This window comes from Bacillus sp. F2HM, from assembly GCF_019266135.1.
In the GTDB taxonomy this organism is placed as follows: Bacteria; Bacillota; Bacilli; order Bacillales; family Bacillaceae; genus Bacillus; species Bacillus safensis.
In genome coordinates, this window is the sequence record NZ_LRMO01000019.1 from 47,890 (window position 1) to 69,830 (window position 21,941).

Here is a 21,941-nt window from a genome sequence, read left to right on the forward strand (position 1 = left end):
TCATAAGGGGATGAATATGGATCGATTTATTACATTTACCGTACCGCCTTTTCCTATTTATATTGCTTCAGGTAAAGGTGTATTTCATCAAGGAGAAAGACATATCTCAAGAACCTTCACTGTATTTGATCTTCTCTATGTCACAAAAGGTAAACTATGGATGACAGAGGACGAGGCAGCTTATCAAGTAAAAGAAGGTGAATATATGATTCTCTCACCGGGCCTGTCTCATGGTGGACATCTGCCATGTGAAGAGGAAACCCACTATGAGTGGCTGCATTTCTCAATTGATCGATTTGAGTTGACGAACCGGCCGAGAGAACACTGGATTGATATGAAACAAAATCAAGCTACCTTCGAAAAGCCGGCAACCTATGAATTTAGTCTGCCCCGTTTAGGAAAAGTGAAAGGGCGAAGTGTGTTAAAAAAACACCTTTCAGCGATGAGAGCACTAAATCATGATGCATCTGAACTTCCGCTGAAAAAACAGCTATTATTTGAGGAACTGCTCATTCACCTGCAAAAGGAAGCATTCCATATTCCAAGTGCAAAGGAGACCGTCGCATCAGAAGTGGTTCACTATCTTGAGCATCACTTTATGGAGAAATTACACATGGAGCAGCTTGCAGAGAAACTGCACTATCATCCTGACTACATGACAAGATGTATGCAGACGGTATATGGATTGACACCAAACCAGTACAGCCATCGTCTCAAAATCGAAAAAGCCAAAAGCATGCTGGCATCAACGAATGAAAAAATCGCTGTTATTGCAGATCATGTAGGTATTGACGACCCTACTTATTTTTCTAAGCTGTTCCGGCAAAATGAAGGCATGACGCCGATCGAGTACCGTCATTTAGCAAAAAGAACGACAAAGTAAAGGAACGTGAACAGATGAAAAGTGAAAAGGAAGAGCTTGTGAACATACGTCCATTAACCGAAACGGACTTAGAGACGGTGTGGCATTTAAAATTTAAAGCATCAGACCAGTCCTATCGAAAATGGAATGCCCCTTATTTTTATGAACACGAAATCCCGCTTGCTGTATTTAAGAAACGTTACTTACAGGAAGAATCCATTCCCCAAAAGCTATATGGCATTGAAATAGATGGTGATATCAAAGGCACCGTATCTTATTATTGGGAGAATGAACGTACGAGGTGGCTTGAATGCGGCATTATCATTTATGACTCACGTTTTTGGAGCGGGGGTATTGGGACAAAGGCATTAAATCTTTGGATTGATGTGTTATTTACGCATATTGATATCCCTCGAATTGGTTTAACAACTTGGTCAGGGAATGAACGGATGATGCGGTGCGCAGAGAAATGCGGATTTATCCTTGAGGGGAGACTGAGAAAGGTTCGTTATTATCAAGGGGTTTATTTTGATTCAATGCGCTACGGAATGTTGAGAGAAGAATGGCGAAGCCTTCCGCGGAACAATGATAAAATATTTTAGGACAAAAGTATCGTATGTTTGAATAAATTGAAAAAAATCGGTTATTCAACCGAATAATAGAATATGTGTTTTTTTACATAAGGGGGAATGTAAATATGAGATTAACGGGTCTATTCGTTTCACTTGCTGTTGCCATCTATTTATGGTTTGATGCGCCAAAGCATAACAAAGACAAATGGCTGTGGGCCATTTTAGGCGTGCTATTTAGCACCATCGTACTCGGTATTTATTTGATCAAGACAGAGAGAAAGGGGCTGGGATGGACGATCTTGATTTTAACCATCTTGTTTTATCTCATGCTGCTCATCTCTGTTTTGATCGGTGTTATTCTTTTTTATCAGGCGCCTTCATGAAGAAGGGCCTTTTTCTTTTACCTTTTGAGCCGGTACACCTGCAATGACGATCTGCTCTTCATGAAAGGAACGATTCACCACGGCATTTGCTCCGATAGAAATATGATTTGCAATATAAATGTCTCCAAACAGCTTAGCACCGGGGCCAATCCATACGTGATCTCCAATGGTTGGGACATCCTTTTCGGAATGGTTTTGGCCAATATTCACCCCTTGATGAATATCACAAAATGCCCCAATTTTTGCGTGCTTATTCACAATTAAGAGTCCACTATGATTGATTCTAAGGCCGGGGCCAAAGACGCCAATCGGAATATCAAAGCCAAGCTGCATGCCTTTCTTTTTATGTAAATAGCGATAAAACCATTTGCGCAGTAGAGCGCCGCTATTAGAATAGTATTCATATTTTCGTAAATACCTTTGATATTTCCATATATCGTCTCCAAACCACTTTGGTCTTCTGCGCGTAATCGCTAATGCTTTCTTATCCTGCGTTAAGTAATGGTGAAGATCGTGCTTTGTAAAAATCATCAAATTCCCCTCCATTCCTTTATGTTTCAGAGGAATTATACCATTCAAACCATTTATATCAAGAAAAAATGATGTTACTTCTTCAATTTTCTACCTTCATTTCATCCAAATTTCTTCATAAAATGAGCGCTTTGAGTTGAGTAGAACAAAAGAACCAGGAAGAATGATTTGTAATTATTTTCAATATCAAACCGTCTCATGCGTTCCATCTCCTTATGGCAGTAAGGTTTGTAAAAATTACTCGAAAATACTCATTAAAAAGAGAATATTGCATTCATATGCTTTTTGAATCATCTTTTTGAATACAATTGACTTTCCTATCTCACATCCTCTAGGCTAATAAATGAAAATGATAATCTTTATCAATTGGAGGAGTGTTTTATTATGTCCATCAAAACCGTTTCTAAAAATCAGCAATTTTTAGAGCAGCAAAGTCAAAGAGAATCTAATGCAAGGTCTTACCCGAGACGGTTCCCGTTAGCCATGCAAAAAGCCGAGGGTATGATCGTGACAGATGCAGATGGCAGAGAGTTTTATGACTGTCTGGCAGGCGCAGGAACACTTGCACTTGGTCACAATCATCCGGTTGTTATAGAAGCTATTGAACGTATGCTTCATGAAAAAAGACCATTGCATACGTTGGACATAACCTCAGAAATTAAAGAAGAGTTTGTGAATGAAATTTTTTCTCACCTGCCAGAAGAGTTTGCAAAGAGAGCAAAAATTCAATTTTGTGGACCAACTGGCGGTGATGCGATAGAAGCTGCGATTAAATTAGTCAAGACAGCGACAGGAAATCGTTCCATTCTTTCTTTCCACGGTGCTTATCACGGTGCGACACATGGCACAATGTCATTAAGCGGAAATTTGTCTCCAAAGGAAAGAGTGCAAGGGTTAATTCCAGATGTGCATTTCATGCCTTATCCATATGAATATCGCTGCCCATTTGGCATTGGCGGGAAAGATTCACACCGTATTTCCAGTTCTTATATTGAGCGTGTATTAAATGATCCTGAAAGTGGTATTCTTCCGCCAGCAGGTATGATCTTTGAAGCAGTGCAAGGTGAGGGAGGTTCAATTCCAGCATCTATTGAATGGATAAAAGAAATGAGAAGAATCACAAAAGAAAAAGGCATTCCGCTCATTATCGATGAGGTTCAATCAGGCATTGGCCGAACAGGCAAGATGTTTGCCTTTGAACATGCGGGAATTGTGCCAGACGTTATTGTATTATCTAAAGCCATTGGTGGAAGCCTGCCGCTTTCAGTTGTGATTTATGATCAAGATTTGGATCAATGGAATCCAGGTGCACACATTGGCACATTTAGAGGAAATCAAATGGCGATGGCTGCAGGAACTGCTACGCTTAAATTTATAAAAGAAACCAATCTGCTTGATCATGTAGACCAGTTAGGGAATCGCATGCAGGCTTATTTAAAAGACATTCAAAAAAATGTACCTGCTATCGGTGATGTTCGAGGAAGAGGATTAATGATTGGTGCTGAAATTGTCAATCCAAATGAAAAGCAGGATGTGGATGGAAGTTATCCAGCAAATCCTGAGCTAGCAAGTCTTATTCAAAAGAATTGCTTCGACAAAGGCTTAATTGTAGAGACAGGAGGCCGTTTCGGTAGCGTCATTCGATTCTTACCGCCATTGATCATGACAGAAGAACAGCTTGAACAAGTCATCGCCATTTTCAAAGAGGCCGTTTACGATGCAATCAACTAAAGCTTCTGTGGATTCATTATTTATCAATCAAAGCCAGCTTGGAAGAGAGTCCTTCCGAGCGGCTCTTCATACATCTATCGACAGCTTACTGGATCAGTGGCAAAAAGACCAAGGACCATACAGCGGAATATTGCCTGGGAAATTAGCGGCTAGTGTCGAATCCTTATTTCAGTTTCAACCGTCTGGCGAATCAATGGAATCTGTCTTTCAAGATATAAAGCAGCATCTTTTGCCGCATCTCGTTGATGTATCGCATCCTAAATGCTTGGCACATTTGCATTGCCCGCCGCTCATACCTGCTCTTGCCGCAGAGGTGATGGTAAGCTCCTTTAACCAATCAATGGATTCCTTCGATCAAAGCGGTATTGCATCTTTGGTTGAGGAGGAAATTTTAAAGTGGCTATGTGCGAAGTTTTCTTATGGAAATCTAGCAGATGGGACATTTACGAGCGGTGGCACCCAATCTAACTACATGGGACTGCTTCTTGCAAGAGATGCATTTTGTGAAAACACATGGCAATGGAATGTTCAGCAGAAAGGCTTGCCGAGTGAGGCTCACCGCATGAGAGTTCTTTGCTCTAAGAATGCTCACTTCACTGTGAAAAAATCTGCATCCCAGCTAGGCTTAGGGGAGCAGGCAGTTGTTCTAGTAGAGACAGATGAGCATCACCGCATGGACCTCAACGATTTGAAGAAGAAACTTGTTGAATTAAAGGAACAGGATCTCCTGCCTTTTGCGGTAGTTGCGACTTGCGGGACAACTGATTTTGGCAGTATTGACCCGGTTCGAGATGTGTATGACATCGTCAAGCCATTCGGTTTGTGGATTCACGCAGATGCTGCCTACGGCGGTGCGCTTGTATTAAGCGAAACCTACGGGCGGAAATTAGACGGTATCGAGCTTGCAGATTCCATCACGATCGACTTTCATAAACAATTTTATCAGCCGATCTCCTGCGGGGCATTTTTGCTGAAGGATAAAAGGCATTTTGGTTTGATTCATTATCATGCAGATTATCTCAATCCAAAGGAAGATGAACTAGATGGAATACTACACCTCGTCCATAAATCTGTCCAAACGACGCGCCGGTTTGACGCACTGAAATTACTTCTTTCTCTTCGTCTAATTGGAGAGGAAGGGTTTGGTGACATCATTGACCATACCATTGATTTTGCGAAGGATGTGGCTGCGCTTATTGAAAGCAATGATCACCTTGAAGTGATCAATCCTGAGCCAGAAATCAATGCAGTAGTGTTTCGATTTAAGGGTGGGAATGACATCAATAAAATCATCCATCGAACGCTATTCAAATCAGGAACTGCTGTCATTGCGAAAACAGTGGTGGATGGTCAAACATGCTTAAAATTCACTTTGTTAAATCCGAGAACGACAATCACACATATTGAGGAAATCCTTTCTGACATCGTTGATATCGGGATCGCTCATATTCAATCCGGGAGGGTACTACGTTGAGTCAATATAAACAAATGGCTGAAAATGCAACTATGCAAAGCTTTTTAAACTGTTTTTTACGTGAAACAGGAATCGATCGATCTGCAAAAAAAGAGACGAAAGCAGATGGTTCGCTTGTATTCGTGGCAAAACTAGCAAAGCAAGACCTTGAGCTTGTGATTCCGATCCGATATTTTTCATCTGTAGGCCGCCATCTCTTTAATTTTCCGATTCGCTTTCGTCCAAGTGGCAGCGAAAAAGAGGGAACGATCGTCGATTACACGACACTTGTTGCTTTATGTTCAAAGGAGCTTCTCATTGCATATGGCCGCACAGATGCAGAGGATGAATTCATGCTTCGCATCATTTTAAGCTGCCGAAATATTGAACGTTTCTTACGGGAGAGAGAAAGTGATCAAGCTGCTTTATCTCAAGCTGATTTTGAGTACATCGAGGCTGAGCAGTCACTTCTCCTTGGACATTTAACACATCCTACACCAAAAAGCAGACAAGGAATGACAGAAGAGGAGGAAGCCGTCTATTCTCCTGAGCTGAAAGGAGCTTTCCAGCTTCATTACTTTAAAGCGCACCATTCGATTGTGCTTCAGGATTCGTCTATTTCACAACCTGCGGCAAGCCTCATGTTAGAAGAGCTTTCGCGTCAGGTGCCAGAAGAAACAGAGAAACTGAATAGGTTAACAGAAAACGGAGAATATGTGCTCATTCCGATTCATCCGCTGCAAGTCAAAGTGGTCATGGAGAAGGCATTCGTGAAGCGTTATATAGAGGAGGGGAAACTGACTTATTTAGGCCCGCTGGGGTCTGAATACACAGCGACCTCATCCTTTAGAACGGTCTATCAAAAGGATTCTGCTTATATGCTCAAATTCTCTGTTCCTGTGAAAATTACGAACTCGTTACGCATCAATAAACAAAAGGAACTGGATCGAGGAGTAGAGATGTCCCGCATCTTAAAAACAGAATTAGGCGTTTCTTTATATGAAAAATTCTCTGGATTCCGGGTCATTGAAGATCCCGCATATCTCTCTATTCGAGGAGATGAAGCGGAATCAGGCTTTGAAGTGGTCATTCGTCAAAATCCATTCTTGCATCGTGAAAAAGGCGCAAGCTTAATTGCTGGGCTGTGTCAGGATCATGCGTACGGAGGAAAATCGAGATTAGCAGGAATTATTCATAAACTTGCAGACGCAGAAGGACGGTCAACAGAAGCGGTCAGCCAAGATTGGTTTAAACAATATTTGACCATTTCGTTAAAGCCGATGCTCTGGCTGTTTGAAACGTATGGTCTTGCACTCGAGGCCCATCAGCAAAATGCTGTTGTGCAAATGAAGGATGGTTATCCAGAGACCTTCTATTATCGTGACAACCAAGGCTACTATTATAGTGAATCAAAAAAAGATAAGCTCGCGAATCTAGTTCAAAACTTGAGCGTAAGAAGTGAAACCATTTGTGCGGATGATGTAGCCGTTGAGAGACTCCGTTATTATTTCTTCTTTAATCATTTATTTGGGCTCATTAATGGCTTTGGCACGGAAGGCCTTGCAAAGGAAGAAGATTTGCTGGCACTCGTGAGAGATACATTGCTCGCTCATGAGGAGACGTACGGAGCATCTGATCTGACTAACAGCCTTCTCCGCTCAAAAGAACTTCCTTCAAAAGCGAATTTGCTGACACGATTTGAAGATATGGATGAGCTGACAGGCTCTCTGGAAACACAGTCTCGTTACACGGCTGTCTTGAATCCGCTCTTTTTACATAAGGAGGCGCTGATTGGATGAGGCATCGCATCAGGTTTATTCGTGCTGAATATGAAAGAGACGTCCAGCTTGTCCATAAGTGGATGCAAGAAGAGTACGTTCACCCATTTTGGCATTTGAATATTCCGTTTCCTGATTTTGAAAAGCATTTTTATCAGGCTATACATGATCCGCATCAAACTCTTTATTTAGGCACGATTGATGGGACGCCAATGAGTTATTTTGAGGCTTACAACGTGAAAGGGGATATCATTGAATCCTACTATGAGCCTTCTCCGCATGATCAAGGCATCCACCTGTTAATAGGGGAGCCGGATTATGTGGGAAAAGGATTTGCTGCGCCGCTCCTTCAGGCAATGACAGCATTTCAATTTGAGCAGAACAAACGAACAGAAAAAATCGTTGCTGAGCCGGATATTCGCAATGAAAAAATGATTCATGTATTTGAGAAATGCGGCTTCGAACGTGTGAAACCAGTCACTTTACCCGATAAAACAGGTCTTTTGATGTTTTGTGATCGAGAACGATTCGAAAGGAAGTATAACCATGACGCGGTCCAACAAGCAAAATAATATAGTGGATGTAATTGGGATCGGCATTGGCCCGTTTAACCTGGGGCTTGCCGCATTATCTGAAGAAGTAAATGAAATCGACGCTTTGTTTTTTGAAAGAAGTGAAGCCTTTCACTGGCACCCTGGGATGCTCATTGAAGGGACGACACTGCAAGTCCCATTTTTAGCGGACCTTGTCAGCATGGCAGATGTGAAAAGCAAATATAGCTTCCTCAACTATTTGCAGGAACAAAACCGTTTGTATTCATTTTACTTTCTAGAGGACTTCCATATCCCGCGCAAGGAATACAGTCATTATTGCCGCTGGGTCGCTGACCAGTTAGACTCTTGCCGATTTGGCATGAACGTCGAATCTGTCTCACTGATCGAAAAGGCAGGCGAAAAGCGCTATGAAGTGCATGTCCGTCATGTAAAGAACCAAACTGTAGAGGTGTTTGAAAGCAAACATCTCGTCTTAGGAATTGGCACGCAGCCGGCGATACCCGCATCGCTCCAGCCTGCTTTAGGAGAGAAGGTTTTTCACTCAGCTGACTATTTAAAACGAAAGAAAGAAGGCTGTTTCAAAGGGAAATCTGTAACAGTTATCGGCTCTGGTCAAAGTGCGGCAGAAGTGTTTTATGACATTTTATCAGATGATGAGGCGCAGGATATTCACTGGTTCACACGGTCAAAAGGATTTTTCCCAATGGAATATTCAAACCTTGGACTTGAGTATTTCTCCCCTGACTATATTGATTTCTTTTATGAGCTTCCGCAAGGCAAAAAGGATGCGTTATTAAAACAGCAAGACTTGCTGTATAAAGGTATCAGTTCGGCGATGATTCGTGATATTTATCATTTGCTTTATGAACGTTCTGCCTGTGGAAAGCAGCTGAACACAGTGCTTCAAGCCATGACAGAGGTTAACCTGATTGAGGAAACTACAGGCAGATTATCACTTTCATGCACGCAATGGGTCAAGGAAGAATCCTTTACACATGAGACGGATATTGTCGTATTGGCGACTGGCTATCAATCCGTTCTGCCGCCATTTATCAATCCTATTTCTCATCACATTCAATGGGATGATCAAGGGAGATTCCAAGTTGAACGTGAATATCGTTTGAAAACAAATACGATGGGTGAAAATGATATTTTTGTACAAAATGCAGAGCTTCATACACATGGGGTCGGCGCTCCAGATTTGGGGCTGGGGGCTTATCGAAACAGTGTGATCATCAATGAACTTGCTCGCCAAACTGTGTATCCACTTTATCAAAAACACGTCTTCCAGACATTTGGAATACACAAGAACGCACACACATTTGAAGAAATCAAAGGATAAGGAGGATGAAGCGATGAGTGTACAAGATGAATTGAAAAAAGCGGTGAATCCTGCTGCTTGGAAAAAGGCAAACCAGCGAATGGTGGCAAAAATGCTGTCTGAATACATGTATGAGGACATGCTTCATCCTGTAGAGCTGGATTGTAAGGATGGCATCGCGCAGTATGAATTAATCATTCACGAACATAAGAAATATCGTTATCTGGCAAAACCTCGGTTGTTTGATAGTTTTGATACAATCGCTGAATCAATTGAGTGCTGTCAAGATGGAAAATGGTCAAAGGATGTCAGTGCCATTGTGTTTTTACTAGACATTCAGCCGATCATTCCAATGTCTTCTGATACAACAGGCCATCTTATCAAAGAGCTTCACCATACTTTGTTAGCCGATGTCCATTTGCTGTCGAAAAAAGCACTTCGTGCGGATGAACTGACAGATACTGATTATGCATGGATTGAAGGAGAAATGACAGGCCATCCTTGGATTGTGTATAACAAAGGGCGTATAGGATTCAGCTACGATGATTACTTAGCTTATGCACCAGAACGGCAGGAATGTGTGCAGCTGTCTTGGATTGCTGTACATAGAGAGCTTGCGACATTCCATGCAGTCGATCATGAAAACTATGAGCAGGTAATCGCCAAAGAATTAGATGAAGTCACGATTCGTCAATTTCAACGTGTGTTAAAGGATGAAGGACTGAATGCAGCTGACTATTATATGATGCCTGTTCATCAGTGGCAGTGGACGCATATGATTATTCAGCATTTCCCGGAAGATTTGGCCTTGCGCCGGATTGTGTATTTGGGAGAGGGACTGGATCAATATATCCCGCAGCAGTCGATCAGAACCTTTACAAATATCTCAAATAAAGACAAGCATCATATTAAACTGCCAATGAGTATTTTAAATACGCTCGTGTACCGTGGACTCCCATCAGAACGTACGGTCATTGCCCCGCGCATTACAGCGCATATTAAAGGGATTGCCGATCAAGACTCATTTTTATCTGATGTCTGCCGCGTCATTTTACCAGGTGAGAATGCAAGTATCAATGTCGATCATCCATACTACAGCAAACTGCCTGGTGCGCCGTATCAATATCTTGAGATGCTCGGTGTCATTTTTAGAGAAAGCATTTATACGTACTTAGAAGAAGGGGAGAGCCCTGTTACACTTGCGGCACTCACTTATGAGGATCAAGAAGGTGAGCCGTATATCAAGCAGCTGATTGAAAAATCAGGTCTCTCAGCAAAAGAATGGATGGCGAAGTTCTTCCATGTCGTGATGCCGCCGCTGCTGCACTTTATGTATCAATACGGCACAGTCTTTTCACCGCATGGGCAAAATACAATTCTTGTGTTAAAAAATCATCAGCCTCATCGTTTGGCGATCAAAGATTTCGTTGATGATGTGAATATAAGTGACCAGCCGCTGCCTGAATTAGCTTCATTAGAAGAAGATTTAAAAGAAGTGCTGCGCAGTGAGCCGCCAGAAGGTCTGGTGCAATTTATCTTTACAGGATTATTTATTTGCAATCTGCGTTATGTATCCAACGTATTAGACAATCACAATCTGTTAGATGAAACGACTCTTTGGCGTTTGCTTGCTGAAGAAATTCAGCAGTATCAAAAGCAATTCCCGCAGTTGAAAGACCGTTTTGAATTATTTGATCTATTCCAGCCGAAGCTGACAAAGCTTTGCTTAAATCGTAATCGAATGATTGATTATGGCTATGGAGATGGTGATGACCGCCCGCATGCATCAGAGCATGGGAAGGTCACAAATGCACTCGCTCATGTTCTTTCGTCAGTTGGGGAGAAGTAATAGAAAAGCTGTAGACATCAAGTGTCTACAGCTTGTTTGTTTTTTAAGAAAATGCTTGAGAGGCAAGGGAATAGAAAAGGGCGGGATCATTTAGTTTTTCTTTCCCGCGAATCATCATAAAATGGGCTACGTTTGTTTTCGTAAATCCTGCTTCAACAAGTGTTTCATGCAGGCGTTCAGCAGTTTCTTCTTGCATATCTATACGAATTGCACCTGAATAAGACGTGATGAGTGATTGGATGAGCGAGAGAGCGGTTTGTTCATCGTTTGCTGTAAGCGGTCCAATCATTAGATTAGCAGGGGTTTCGATGCCAAATGCAAAGCCAGTTGTTTCATGATGCTCATTCTTTGCGATCAGCCGGAACGATGCTCGTTCCATTCGCTTTCTTATAAAGCTTGATCGATTGGTGCCTGCACCTTTTTCATCAAGTGCTTCAATAGACGGCAGGTCCGTTTCATCAGCAGGAGAAAGGTGAATCCCGCCTGACACACGAAAAGCCGATGGATTCGTGGTCTGTGCTTTGTATGTATGAATATAGCCGGCCGTTTGAAATCCGATTTTTTCGTAAACGGGCTGTCCTTGTACAGTAGCAGTTAAAACGACAGGAACACTTTGATTGCTTCTGCGAAGCAGGGTGTCAATCATTTTCCGTGCAAGGCCTAAGCCGCGGTGCGTCTCAGATACAATAACGGCACCAATTGATGCTGCTTTATCATATTGGAAAAGCCCTGCACATGAGATCACTTGTCCATCTGTTGTTGAAAAACCTGTAAAATATCCGTTTGTTAAAAGAGATGTAAGCTCATCCGCATTGTAATCAGGCCAGTCGACCTCTTTTGACAATGCGATAAGATCGGGTATGTCATCAAGTGTTAAAGTTCGTTGTACAACGTTTTCCAATACACGCAACTCCTTCTTAGCTGATTTCATCTATATGTATCGTACCATAAAAGGCATAAGAAAAAGGAAAAGGGAGATCCTTTTCCTCTCAGCGTGTATCAAAAAAGACCCCCCAATGACGGGTTCTAGTCTTAATGAACATTAAAATATCGAGCTTCAGGGTGGGAAACGACGATCGCTGAAACAGATGCTTCAGGTTCCATCATGAATCCTTCTGTCAGATGGATGCCGATTTTTTCAGGCTGAAGCAGCTTGAACAGCTTTTCTTGGTCCTCAAGATTTGGACACGCTGGATAACCAAAGGAATAGCGCTGCCCTTGATATTTCGCTTGGAATCGTTTTTCCATTGTAAAATCGACGGGGTCAGGGAATCCCCATTTGTCACGAATCACTTGGTGGGTTCTTTCAGCTAATCCTTCTGCAAGCTCAAGTGCCAGAGCTTGGACAGCATGCATTTTTAAATAATCTCCTTCCTGCTTAAATTGCTGCGCGACTTCACGTATACGCGCGCCGGCTGTGACGGCAAATAAGGCAATATAATCTTTCTCGTTTTCATCACTTTTCCGTACATAATCAGAAATAGAGCGGTACGGGAGCTTCTCCTGCCTTGGAAATTGGAACGTTTCAATGATGCGGTTAGGTTCTTCGGGATCATAAATATGCAAATCATTTCCGTCTGAACTGGCAGGGAAGAATTGATACACAAATGCTGGCGCAAACCAGTTTTTCTCTCTGCCTTCGTTTAGAAGATCTGTGACAAGCTGTTTTAATTCCAATGCTTTTGGGTGCTGTTCAGCTAATAAGGTTTTGACCTTTCCCTTTAAACCGAGATGATGACCAATGAGCATTTGTTCATTCACATATGGCATAATATGATGCAAATCGATGTCCCTCACATAATGGCGTGTGGTATTTTCTGGTGTAAATACCGGTGCTTGCGGGAGAGATGCGCGTTTTTCTAGTAATTCAATGACAGCTTTCGGCTGCTTTCCTTCTTTCTCCTTGATAGGTGCCGCTGGCTCTTCTTGCGGCTCTGTTTGAAATTGAAGAGGATTCGCTTTTAACTCATTGGCTAATGATAGTCCGTCCATAGCATCTTTTGCATAAAGAACAGGCCCATCATAATGAGGCGAAATTTTCATTTTTGTAAATTTACGAGAAAGGGCAGCACCGCCGACCAAAATAGGAACAGAAATGTTTGCTTTTTGTAAATCCTGAGCGGTTAGTACCATTTGCTGTGCGGACTTTACAAGTAAGCCTGATAATCCAATCATATCTGGTTTTTCCTTTTGCACAGCTTCAATCAATGTTTGAGGTGTCACCTTGATACCGAGGTCGACCACTTGAAAGCCATTATTGCTCAAAATGATGTCGACAAGGTTTTTCCCGATATCATGGACATCTCCTTTTACAGTCGCAAGAAGAATCTTTCCTTTCCCGCTTGCATGTTGCTTTTCCATATATTGCTCAAGAAACGAAACAGATGCTTTCATGACCTCTGCCGATTGGAGCACTTCGGCTACGATCAGTTCGTTTTGATTAAAAAGACGACCAACTTCAGCCATGCCCTGCATTAACGGGCCATTGATGATATGAAGCGGCGATTCATAATGCTCCAAAGCAAGGGCTAGATCATCGATGAGACCTTCTTTCGTTCCCTCGACGACGTAGAGCGCCAGCCTTTCATCAAGTGATAAGGAGACCTTTGGTTTTTTCTCCGTTTTCTTTTTGCCGCGGTAAAATTGGGTGAATTCAGCCAGTGTTTGGTCATTTGTTTCATAAAGCAAGGTTTCAGCTAGTTTGATTTCATCCTTTGGAATGGAAGCGAAGCGTTCAAGCTTTTCTGTATTCACAATGGCATAGTCAAGCCCTGCTTGCACGCAGTGATACAAATAAACGGCATTTAAGATTTCTCTGCCAACAGGCGGAAGTCCGAAAGATACATTGCTGATGCCTAAAATGGTGAGGCACTCAGGCAGGGTTTCCTTGATCATTTTAATGCCTTTGATCGTTTCTTCAGCGGCGCCAATATATTGCTCGTCTCCAGTGCCTACGGGAAAGACAAGCGGATCAAAAATGATGTCACTTGCAGGAATTCCATATTTCTTCGTTAACAAATCATGCGAACGTACAGCAATTTCAAGCTTTCGTTCTGCTGTCACAGCCATTCCTATTTCATCAATTGTGCCAACAACAAGTGCACCGCCATATAGCTTCACAAGGGGAAGAATCTCTTCAAAACGTTCCACGCCATCCTCAAGATTAATAGAATTGATGATGGCTTTCCCTTGAGAATAGGTGAGTGCCTTTTCAATCACGTGTTTATCCGTTGAATCAATGACAAAAGGGGCTTTCACCTTTTTCATGGCTTCTTGTAAAAAGCCTTCCATGTCTGCTGCCTCATCACGGTCTGGATCAGCCAGACACACATCAACGACGTGAGCGCCATTTTTCAACTGAGCACGAGCAATTTCTGCTGCTTCTTCAAACTTTTGTTCCGCAATGAGCCGTTTGAATTTGCGAGAACCAATGACATTGGTCCGTTCACCTACAAAAAGAGGACGCATTGAATCCTCATAAATAAGGGGCTCAATTCCTGATACGGTATGCTGCGGTGATCCTCGAGTGATATGACGCGGCTGAAGCGTGCGTACTTCATCTGACAATGCTTGAATATGTGCAGGTGTCGTTCCACAGCAGCCGCCGACAATATTTAACCAGCCTTCCTTAGCAAAGGCGGCGATTTTTTTAGCAAGAGAAGCAGGGGATTCATGATATTGGCCTTCTTCATCTGGGAGACCAGCATTCGGATAGCAGCTCACCGCTGACTTTGCGATGGAGGAGAGCGTGCGGATGTGGTCTGTCATAAATTCTGGACCAGTCGCACAGTTCAGGCCCACACTGATGGGTTTCATATGCTCAAGAGAGATATAAAAGGCTTCGATATCCTGACCAGCAAGGGTGGTGCCCATCGGTTCAATCGTACCTGATACCATGAGTGGTAATTGAATGCCTGCCTTCTGAAAGGCTTCCCGAATTCCTTTGAATCCAGCTTTTACATTCAGCATGTCTTGGCTTGTTTCTAAAAGAAGGGCATCACACTTTCCGTCAATTAGAGCGAGGGCCTGCTCTTCATAGTTTCTGACGAGCTCACTGAAGGTTGTGCCGCCTGTTACAGATAATGTTTTCGTTGTTGGGCCCATTGCGCCTACAACAAAACGCGGCTTATCCGGTGTGGAGAAACGGTCTGCTTCAGCCTTTGCCAGCTGCGCAGCTCGAACATTGAGTTCATAGGCAAGGTGACCAAGCCCATATTCATCAAGAACGAGCTTTGTCGCACCGAACGTATTTGTTTCAATGAGATCGGCACTTGCTTCGAGGTACTCCCTATGGATCTTAGAGATGATGTGAGGGGCTGTCACATTCAAATACTCGTTACAGCCCTCATACTCTTCTCCGCCAAAGTCCTCTGCTGTCAGGTTGGCGTTTTGAATCATTGTGCCCATTGCCCCATCAAGGACGAGGATGCGTTTTTTGAGCTGTTCAGTGATAGTTGACATGGACGTTAGACTCCTTTTCTTTCTGATGGATGTAGGTGGTCAGTTCTGCTGTTAAATCTGATCGAAGGAAAGGAGTAATTAAATAAATGCCATTAAACAATTCGCAGGCTGTATCTAATAAAGAGCGGGCAATCGCTAAGCCTTCTGCTCGCTGCTTTTCTTTATCCTCGCCAGCTTTGGCCATAATGTCACGAATAGAATCAGATAATTTGATGCCTGGAATTTCGTGATGAATAAACTCGGCGTTTCGGCTGCTTGTTAATGGCATAATGCCGATGTAAATCGGTTTATCCAAGTGGCGGCTTTCCTCATGAATTTTCACAAGCTGTTCCTCAGAATAAACAGGCTGAGAAATAAAATAATCAGCACCGTATTCGATTTTTTTCTCAAGACGTTTGACTGCTTTATCAATATGGCGCACATTTGGGTTAAACGCGCCAGCCACTGAAAAATTGGTCTTTTTGCCAAGGGGTTTTCCTGAGAAAGAAAGGCCTTCATTAAATTGTTTGATGAGACGAATCAAATCAAAGGAGGTTAAATCATAGACAGATGTTGCACCTGGGAAGTCTCCAATTTTAGATGGATCGCCTGTGATCGCTAAAATATCGGTTAATCCAAGGGTGTCGAGCCCCATTAAATGAGATTGAAGGCCAATCAAATTACGGTCGCGGCATGTGATATGAACAAGAGAACGCATATCGAGCTGCTGCTTTAATAATGCGCCGCAAGCGACATTGCTAATGCGCGGAGTCGCAAGAGAATTATCGGCTAACGTCAATGCATCAATGCCAGCATCCTTTAATTCATTTGCAGCAACGAGAAATTTTTCGAAGTTCAGCTTCTTCGGCGGATCAAGCTCTACGATAATCGAACGTTTTTTCACAGCCAGCTCATCAAGACCTGGCTCAGTGCGCTGATCTTGTATTGAAATGATTTCCTCTTTTAACACCTTTACTTCTTTTTCAGTGATCGGTGCTAAATCTTTGACCGCTTCAGCCATTGCGCTAATATGCTGAGGTGTTGTTCCGCAGCAGCCTCCGATAATACGTGCGCCCTGATTTCTAAATTCAAGTGCACTTTTTCGGAAATAATCGTTATCTGTATCATAGACGAGTCTGCCTGCTTCAAGAGAGGGGAGACTGCTGTTAGGGTAGACAGATAAATGCGAATTTTCCAAAAGTGGAACGCCTTCGAGTGCCTGAATCATGTGATAAGGGCCTAGCCGGCAGTTGATGCCGACAACATCTGCACCAAGAGATGATAACTCAGATAAACCATCCTTCAGCGGGGTACCATCCTGCAAAACGCCTTGTTCATGCATAGAGACGTTCATGACAATCGGGAGAGTCGTTTCTTTTCGGGCAATTTGAAGAACAGCCTTTGCTTCTTCTATGTCATAATACGTTTCAAGCAACAATCCGTCAGGTTCTTCATTTAATAGAATGTACAGCTGCTCTCTAAAGCTTCGTTTGATTTCTTCTATAGAGTAGGCATTTTTGTTAAACGTCCGAATGCCGCCAATTGTTCCGAGTACATAAGCAGAGCCTGCGGCTGCTTTTGCAATTTGTACTGCTTTTGTATTGATGCGTTTTGTTTCTTCCTCTAAGCCGTAGCGGGATAGTTTAATATAATTCGCGCCGTATGTGTTTGTTTGGATGATGTCAGCGCCTGCCTGCACATATGCCTCGTGCACCCGTTTCACTTCATCCTCTTTCGATAAATTTAATTCTTCAAAGCAGCGGTCAATGCCGTAAGAGTATAAAAGTGTTCCCATCGCTCCATCAGCTATCAGTACGCGGTTTTGTAAGTCTTGTAATAGGCCCATTGTATTCCTCCTTATTTCTATGTAACAAAAAAAGCCTTCTGATAAGAAGAAGACTTTTTGGCTGTATCGTAATTCTTCTCCTTATCTTCCAAGCAGTTGCTTGCTGGATTTAGCACCTTGGTCATAGAAAATAGATTTCTACTACACCGGTTGCTGAGGCTTCACAGGGCCAGTCCCTCTGCCTCTCTTGATAAGAAAGCAATATGAACATGTCAATGAATTGAACTTCCATCAACTGTAACGAAAAATGCAGAAATAATCAATGGAAAATTTGAAATTTATCGAAAATTTATAAATTGGACATCAATCGGCAAATCAGCCTTGCGCATAAGAGAAATTACCTCTTGTAAATCATCTTTATTTTTCCCTGTCACACGCACTTGGTCATCCTGAAATTGTGATTTCACTTTGATACCAGACTGCTTGATAAGCGCGTTGATCTTTTTGGCGTTGTCTTGATCAATCCCGCTGATCAGCTTCGCACGCTGGCGTACTGTACCGCCAAGGGCATGCTCGGTTTTTCCGTAATCGATGTTTTTAGTTGGAACATTTCGTTTGATCAGCTTTGTCACAAGCACATCTTTTAGCTGCTCAAGTTTGAAGTCATCATCAGAGATGAGAACGAGCTCTTCTTTTTCGAGAGAAATATCACTTTTACTTCCTTTAAAATCATAACGGTTTTTAATTTCTTTCAGCGCTGCTTGAACAGCGTTTTGCACTTCAGGCAGTTCAACCTTCGATACAATGTCAAATGAGCTTTCTTTTGCCATCACACATGACCTCCAAGTTTAGATATTGCGTCTATTTTATCATGCAAATAGCAGAAGAAGAAAACTTTATCAAAGAGTAAAGGCGCCAGCCGTATAAATCGTGTCCAGTTTGTCCACTTTAGCTAACAGAACTAGAGATGTTCATGCAGGAAGAAGTATAGTAGAATAGAGTGAATCAAAAGATGAACGAACGCTCTTTTATGGGCAGATAGGAAGGAAGAGAACATGAGACCAGGTGAGCAACTGACCTTGCAAATAGAGAACGAAATGGAATACGGCTACTTTTTGACAGACGGTGAAGATTCGGTCCTCTTACATCGCAGTGAAATGACAGAAGATATTGGTGACCGAGATGAAGTAGAGGTCTACTTATATGTAGATCATGAAGAAAGACTCGCTGCCACGATGAAAATACCTACAATTAACGCACATACATACGGCTGGGTAGAAGTCGTGGACGTGGTAGAAGACATGGGCGCATTTGTCGATGTTGGGCTGTCAAAGGATGCACTTGTTGCAACAGAACACCTCCCGCCTTTTGAGGAAGCATGGCCGAAAAAAGGAGACAAACTCTACTGTATGCTGAAAGTCACAAGCTACGGCAGAATGTTCGCAAAACCAGCCACAGAAGACGTAATCAGTGAATTGTTCACAGAGGCACCAGAAACCTTAATGAACAAAGAAATCACTGGAACAATTTATCGTTTAATTGCGACAGGTTCTTTTATGCTGACAGATACAGGCGTGCGAGGGTTTATTCACCGCACGGAACGAAAGGAAGAGCCAAGATTAGGATCGACCGTTACAGGACGCGTCATTGCAGTGAAAGAGGATGGAACCGTGAACGTTTCTCTGCTTCCTAGAAAACAGGATGCATTATCTGTCGATGCAGAAGAAATTTTAACCTATATGAGAACAAGAAACGGCGCTATGCCTTATGGAGACAAAAGTGATCCAGAGGATGTCCGCGAAAGATTTCAAATGAGCAAAGCAGCCTTTAAACGAGCACTAGGTCATCTCATGAAAAATGATTTAGTTTACCAAAAAGAAGGCTGGACATACGAGAAAAAGTGAGCATTTGCTCACTTTTTTATTTTTGTCTTAAATAATGGATTTTTTCTATGAAAAAAGTCACGAAAAACCTTCACTATATCATTGAAACAACGCCTCTCAAATCCGATAAAAAAGGAGTAAGGATGATAAAAGGAGTGTGTTTTTGGATGAAAGTGAAGATTTCATTACTTCTGATGGCAGCCATGCTTATGGTGCTCGCCGCATGCGGTAATCAACAGGAGGGGGCGCCAAAATCAACTGCGAAGCATATTGGCGTTATGCTCACAGATGATGGTCTTGGTGATCAATCATTTAACGATTCATCATTTAAAGGATTAGAAAAAGCACGTGATGAGCTTGGCATTGAATTTGATTATAGAGAAATTGCAGAAACTGATACATATGAAAAAGGGCTGACAGAGCTCGTAAAAGATGGAAATGATCTTGTCATTGGTGTAGGTTTCAGTATGCAAGAAGACCTAGAAAAAGTTGCGAAGAAATATCCGAAGAAGCAGTTCCTTCTGATCGATGCTGTATCTGAGCTGAAAAATGTGACCTCTGTGACATTTAAAGAAGAGCAAGGCAGCTATTTAGCAGGTGCACTTGCTGCGATGACAACGAAAAGCGATGTCATTGGATTTGTTGGCGGTGTTGACGCAGATGTCATCCATCGTTTTGAAAAAGGATTTCAAAAAGGCGCCAAATCAGTCAATCCGAAAATCAAGATTTTATCTACCTATGCCGGTACGTTTAGTGATGCAGGCAAGGGGAGTAAAATAGCCAAAGACATGATCAAAAAGAAAGCAGACGTTTTATATGCGGCAGCCGGTTATACAGGTGTCGGTGTATTAAAAGAAGCACAGTCACAGGGGAAATATGCCATTGGTGTAGACAGCGATCAGTACTATACTGCTGAAAAAGCGGTCATTTCGTCTATGGTGAAAAAAGTCGATGAAGTGGTCTATCAATTCAGCGAACAGCTCGTCAAGAACAATCAAATGAAAAGCGGGCATGTTGTCTATGACTTAAGCAATGATGGAATCGATATGGCAAAAATCCGGATCCTGAAAAATGCTGAGACACTGACCAAAAAATTAAATGGTCTGAAGCAGACGCTTCTAAAAGAAGAGGGGGGCGCATCATGAGCTTACGCGTCAAAATTTTACTCAACTCACTTATCTCACTTCTTTTAGCAGTTGGCGTTATCGCCTTTATCATTGTCAGCATGACAAAGATCCAATCATCAAATGAGACAGATGTCCAAACCTTATTAAATGTACAAAAAACGAAGGCAAGCTTTGAAAGTGTCGAGCAAGCCATGACCAATTATTCGATGACACTCTCAGATGAACAGCTAGAGATCGTTCAAAACGATATTTCTACAGCAAAAAAACAGCTGCAAACGTTAAACAAACATGCAGGAAATATGAACAAAGAGGCATTAACAAGGTTAAATTCAAAATATGACACGTGGACCAAGGAAGCAAACAATGCCATTGGTGAAAAAAACGCATCGGATGCAAGACGTGTGGCAGCAAGAATTGATGGCGTTTTAAACGATGTGCATACGATGAATAAAAGGGCAGAAGAAGCGTATAAACAAAATCTAGAGGCTGCAGCAGACAATGTCCAATGGATTATCACAAGTGCACTCGTCTCAGCCCTCACACTGATTGTCATTGCTGTCTTTTTAAATATTGGATTAACGCGATCCATCGTGACACCCATCAAATCACTATCCTACAGAGCAAAGCAGATCGCTGAAGGCAATCTTGCTGTGGAGCGGATGGATATTCAGCGCAAGGATGAAATCGGCGGCTTGAATGAATCCTTTAATCAAATGACAGATCAGCTGATTAGTCTGATTAAAGAAATCAGCAATGTCTCAAGCCGAGTAGAGACATTCTCGATCCACCTGAATGATGAAAACAAAAAGATGATGGAGTCTGCGAATCAAGTATCTGTTTCGACAGATGAAATGGCCAATGGGTCACAAGCGATTTCAGAAGATCTCCAGCACGGCGTCAGCTTGATTGAGAAAATGGACCAGCATGGACGTAAAAATTCCGAACGCTCGCAAACGGTCATCCGCAGTACAGAGGATGCCATCGAAGCCGTAGAAAGCGGAAAGCACACGTTAACAGAAACAAAAACAGCGATTGAAAAAAATACACATGCCACGAGACAAATCGAAGAATCAGCAGGAGAATTCACGCAATACGCCAGCGGAATCTCAGCCATGGCCAAAACGGTTTCTGACATTGCGGACCAAACAAACCTGCTTTCCTTAAACGCAGCCATTGAAGCGGCAAGAGCAGGCGAAGCTGGAAAAGGCTTTGCTGTTGTAGCAGATGAAATTCGCAAGCTTGCCGATGAATCGTCTAATGCCACAAGACAAATCTTTGACATGGTCAGTCATATTGAAAGAGGCATTCAATCCATTAGTCAAACTGTCCAAGAAGGGGTCAAGCTTTCACTTCAGCAGCAGGATGCGATGGACAAAACCTCACACTCCTTTGAAGATATAGAAACAAAAGCGCAGCATATTAAACAAGAAATGGCGGTCTTAAATGACCAAATTATGCAATCAACAGAACTTGGCGGACAAGTACTGCACTCGATTGAAAATATTAGTGCAGTGGTAGAAGAAACAGCAGCTGGCAGCGAAGAAATTTCTGCCTCAGCCAATGAACAGCTGCAATCGTTCCATCAAATGAACAAACAGGTCGAAGAATTGATGAGTATGACGGCGAGGTTAAATGAAACCGTCCAGCGATTTAAACTTTCATAAGAAAAGC

The 21,941-nt window shown here is 42.5% G+C and carries 17 protein-coding genes and 1 riboswitch; of the genes, 12 read left to right on the forward strand and 5 right to left on the reverse strand.

Annotated elements, in window-relative coordinates; all coding sequences use genetic code 11:
- Nucleotides 1-16 precede the first annotated feature (16 nt).
- The 3 genes from AWT60_RS12530 (at nt 17) to AWT60_RS12540 (ending at nt 1,817) form a co-directional block, all read left to right on the forward strand.
- On the forward strand, nt 17-883 hold the full coding sequence (locus tag AWT60_RS12530; RefSeq protein WP_218677317.1) for an AraC family transcriptional regulator: 867 nt from the start codon (nt 17-19) through the stop codon (nt 881-883).
- Nucleotides 884-897: 14 nt separating this feature from the next.
- A complete protein-coding gene (locus AWT60_RS12535) occupies nt 898-1,464 on the forward strand; it encodes a GNAT family N-acetyltransferase (RefSeq protein WP_163115303.1) in 567 nt (188 codons plus the stop codon).
- A gap of 95 nt (nt 1,465-1,559) precedes the next feature.
- The gene (locus AWT60_RS12540) at nt 1,560-1,817 is read left to right on the forward strand and encodes a hypothetical protein (protein ID WP_024425086.1); all 258 of its coding nucleotides are present in this window, start codon (nt 1,560-1,562) and stop codon (nt 1,815-1,817) included.
- Here AWT60_RS12540 and AWT60_RS12545 read toward each other — a convergent pair.
- A complete protein-coding gene (locus tag AWT60_RS12545) occupies nt 1,812-2,348 on the reverse strand; it encodes a serine O-acetyltransferase (protein WP_056766114.1) in 537 nt (178 codons plus the stop codon). The genes AWT60_RS12540 and AWT60_RS12545 overlap by 6 nt on opposite strands.
- Before the next feature lie 384 nt (nt 2,349-2,732).
- Here AWT60_RS12545 and AWT60_RS12550 point away from each other — a divergent pair, with 384 nt between their 5' ends.
- From AWT60_RS12550 to AWT60_RS12575, 6 genes are read left to right on the forward strand one after another with little or no spacing between them, the layout of a single operon-like run.
- On the forward strand, nt 2,733-4,079 hold the full coding sequence (locus tag AWT60_RS12550) for an aspartate aminotransferase family protein (RefSeq protein ID WP_024425084.1): 1,347 nt from the start codon (nt 2,733-2,735) through the stop codon (nt 4,077-4,079).
- Nucleotides 4,066-5,553: a pyridoxal phosphate-dependent decarboxylase family protein gene (locus tag AWT60_RS12555; RefSeq protein WP_218677318.1), complete on the forward strand. Its 1,488-nt coding sequence runs from the start codon at nt 4,066-4,068 to the stop codon at nt 5,551-5,553. The genes AWT60_RS12550 and AWT60_RS12555 overlap by 14 nt, the downstream gene beginning before the upstream one ends.
- Nucleotides 5,550-7,331, forward strand: coding sequence for an IucA/IucC family protein (locus AWT60_RS12560; protein WP_218677319.1), 1,782 nt, complete (start codon nt 5,550-5,552; stop codon nt 7,329-7,331). Before AWT60_RS12555 ends, AWT60_RS12560 begins: the two co-directional genes overlap by 4 nt.
- On the forward strand, nt 7,328-7,882 hold the full coding sequence (locus AWT60_RS12565; RefSeq protein WP_046310508.1) for a GNAT family N-acetyltransferase: 555 nt from the start codon (nt 7,328-7,330) through the stop codon (nt 7,880-7,882). The genes AWT60_RS12560 and AWT60_RS12565 overlap by 4 nt, the downstream gene beginning before the upstream one ends.
- Complete coding sequence (locus tag AWT60_RS12570; protein ID WP_218677320.1) at nt 7,857-9,206, forward strand: lysine N(6)-hydroxylase/L-ornithine N(5)-oxygenase family protein; 1,350 nt, start codon at nt 7,857-7,859, stop codon at nt 9,204-9,206. The genes AWT60_RS12565 and AWT60_RS12570 overlap by 26 nt, the downstream gene beginning before the upstream one ends.
- Nucleotides 9,207-9,219: 13 nt before the next feature.
- Nucleotides 9,220-11,034 (forward strand): IucA/IucC family protein, encoded by a 1,815-nt coding sequence (locus AWT60_RS12575; protein ID WP_218677321.1) that lies wholly within the window; start codon nt 9,220-9,222, stop codon nt 11,032-11,034.
- 43 nt (nt 11,035-11,077) lie between these two features.
- On the opposite strand, the gene AWT60_RS12580 is transcribed toward AWT60_RS12575, so the two are convergent.
- From AWT60_RS12580 to AWT60_RS12595, 4 genes are all read right to left on the reverse strand, one after another.
- A complete protein-coding gene (locus tag AWT60_RS12580; protein WP_218677322.1) occupies nt 11,078-11,935 on the reverse strand; it encodes a GNAT family N-acetyltransferase in 858 nt (285 codons plus the stop codon).
- A 131-nt stretch (nt 11,936-12,066) separates the two neighbouring features.
- Nucleotides 12,067-15,495 (reverse strand): methionine synthase, encoded by a 3,429-nt coding sequence (gene metH, locus AWT60_RS12585; protein WP_218677323.1) that lies wholly within the window; start codon nt 15,493-15,495, stop codon nt 12,067-12,069.
- Nucleotides 15,479-17,320 carry a bifunctional homocysteine S-methyltransferase/methylenetetrahydrofolate reductase gene (locus AWT60_RS12590; protein WP_034621789.1) on the reverse strand — a complete coding sequence of 614 codons (1,842 nt, stop codon included), beginning with the start codon at nt 17,318-17,320 and terminating at the stop codon, nt 15,479-15,481. The genes metH and AWT60_RS12590 overlap by 17 nt, the downstream gene beginning before the upstream one ends.
- A gap of 78 nt (nt 17,321-17,398) precedes the next feature.
- Nucleotides 17,399-17,517: riboswitch (SAM riboswitch) on the reverse strand.
- A gap of 81 nt (nt 17,518-17,598) precedes the next feature.
- Nucleotides 17,599-18,090, reverse strand: coding sequence for a YajQ family cyclic di-GMP-binding protein (locus AWT60_RS12595; RefSeq protein ID WP_012009527.1), 492 nt, complete (start codon nt 18,088-18,090; stop codon nt 17,599-17,601).
- Nucleotides 18,091-18,315: 225 nt separating this feature from the next.
- Between AWT60_RS12595 and AWT60_RS12600 the strand changes: the two genes are divergently transcribed.
- From AWT60_RS12600 to AWT60_RS12610, 3 genes are all read left to right on the forward strand, one after another.
- On the forward strand, nt 18,316-19,164 hold the full coding sequence (locus AWT60_RS12600) for a CvfB family protein (protein WP_218677324.1): 849 nt from the start codon (nt 18,316-18,318) through the stop codon (nt 19,162-19,164).
- A 146-nt stretch (nt 19,165-19,310) separates the two neighbouring features.
- Nucleotides 19,311-20,288, forward strand: a complete 978-nt coding sequence (locus tag AWT60_RS12605; RefSeq protein WP_041110190.1) for a BMP family lipoprotein — start codon at nt 19,311-19,313, stop codon at nt 20,286-20,288.
- Nucleotides 20,285-21,934, forward strand: a complete 1,650-nt coding sequence (locus AWT60_RS12610) for a methyl-accepting chemotaxis protein (RefSeq protein WP_163115295.1) — start codon at nt 20,285-20,287, stop codon at nt 21,932-21,934. The genes AWT60_RS12605 and AWT60_RS12610 overlap by 4 nt, the downstream gene beginning before the upstream one ends.
- Nucleotides 21,935-21,941: the final 7 nt, after the last annotated feature.

Coding starts and splice junctions, on each gene's coding strand:
- AWT60_RS12530 (WP_218677317.1), top strand. CDS start 17: ATGGATCGATTTATTACATTTACCGTACCGCCTTTTCCTATTTATATT.
- AWT60_RS12535 (WP_163115303.1), top strand. CDS start 898: ATGAAAAGTGAAAAGGAAGAGCTTGTGAACATACGTCCATTAACCGAA.
- AWT60_RS12540 (WP_024425086.1), top strand. CDS start 1,560: ATGAGATTAACGGGTCTATTCGTTTCACTTGCTGTTGCCATCTATTTA.
- AWT60_RS12545 (WP_056766114.1), bottom strand. CDS start 2,348: ATGATTTTTACAAAGCACGATCTTCACCATTACTTAACGCAGGATAAG.
- AWT60_RS12550 (WP_024425084.1), top strand. CDS start 2,733: ATGTCCATCAAAACCGTTTCTAAAAATCAGCAATTTTTAGAGCAGCAA.
- AWT60_RS12555 (WP_218677318.1), top strand. CDS start 4,066: ATGCAATCAACTAAAGCTTCTGTGGATTCATTATTTATCAATCAAAGC.
- AWT60_RS12565 (WP_046310508.1), top strand. CDS start 7,328: ATGAGGCATCGCATCAGGTTTATTCGTGCTGAATATGAAAGAGACGTC.
- AWT60_RS12570 (WP_218677320.1), top strand. CDS start 7,857: ATGACGCGGTCCAACAAGCAAAATAATATAGTGGATGTAATTGGGATC.
- AWT60_RS12575 (WP_218677321.1), top strand. CDS start 9,220: ATGAGTGTACAAGATGAATTGAAAAAAGCGGTGAATCCTGCTGCTTGG.
- metH (WP_218677323.1), bottom strand. CDS start 15,495: ATGTCAACTATCACTGAACAGCTCAAAAAACGCATCCTCGTCCTTGAT.
- AWT60_RS12590 (WP_034621789.1), bottom strand. CDS start 17,320: ATGGGCCTATTACAAGACTTACAAAACCGCGTACTGATAGCTGATGGA.
- AWT60_RS12595 (WP_012009527.1), bottom strand. CDS start 18,090: ATGGCAAAAGAAAGCTCATTTGACATTGTATCGAAGGTTGAACTGCCT.
- AWT60_RS12600 (WP_218677324.1), top strand. CDS start 18,316: ATGAGACCAGGTGAGCAACTGACCTTGCAAATAGAGAACGAAATGGAA.
- AWT60_RS12605 (WP_041110190.1), top strand. CDS start 19,311: ATGAAAGTGAAGATTTCATTACTTCTGATGGCAGCCATGCTTATGGTG.
- AWT60_RS12610 (WP_163115295.1), top strand. CDS start 20,285: ATGAGCTTACGCGTCAAAATTTTACTCAACTCACTTATCTCACTTCTT.